Genomic DNA, 797 nt, shown 5'->3' on the forward strand with positions numbered 1-797 from the left:
TGGATGTAAACCAAGATGGCGCGGTTGATCAAAATGATGCGCTGCTAAAAGACATCACAGTGACTATCACGGGCACGGATAAGTTTGGTCAGGCGGTAAATCAAAGTGTAGTGACGAATGCGAGCGGTGCGTTCAGCTTCACAAACCTGATTGAATCCAATGCAGATGGTTACACGATTACGCAGACAGTCAGTGGCACTTATCAAACGGGTAATCGCTATATTGGCGGTGGAGCAGGTGCAGTAAGCAATGTCGCAAAAGTCGTTGTCGGCACAGACGTAACGCCAGAGATCACCTTCACAGAAAAACCAAAAGCCGGTGATAAGTCTGTTGCTGGTACCGTATTCTTGGATGTGAACCAAGACGGCGTGGTTGATCAAAACGACGTTCGATTAAAAGACATCACAGTGACTATCATAGGCACGGATAAGTTTGGTCAAGCAATCAACCAGAGTGTGAAAACTGATACCAATGGTGCGTTTAACTTCACAGGCCTGATTGAATCCAATGCCGATGGTTACACCATTACGCAGACAGTCAGTGGCACTTACCAAACGGGTAACCGTTATATCGGCTCAGGTGCTGGCGTGGTGAGCAATATCGCAAAAGTGGTTGTCGGCACAGACGCAACACCAGAGCTTAAATTTACAGAAAAACCAAAAGCGGGTGATAAGTCGGTTGCGGGTAAAGTGTTCTTGGATATCAACCAAGATGGCGCTGTTGATCAAAATGATGTGCGACTAAAAGACATCACAGTGACTATCACGGGCACGGATAAGTTTGGTCAGGTGGTAAAT

The 797-nt window shown here is 46.5% G+C and carries 1 protein-coding gene; it reads left to right on the forward strand.

The window, feature by feature from the left end; translation table 11 throughout:
- On the forward strand, window positions 1-797 hold a 797-nt coding region (locus N477_RS22350; RefSeq protein WP_155732000.1), incomplete at both ends, for an SdrD B-like domain-containing protein.

Source organism: Pseudoalteromonas luteoviolacea H33-S (genome assembly GCF_001625695.1).
GTDB lineage: Bacteria > Pseudomonadota > Gammaproteobacteria > Enterobacterales > Alteromonadaceae > Pseudoalteromonas > Pseudoalteromonas luteoviolacea_B.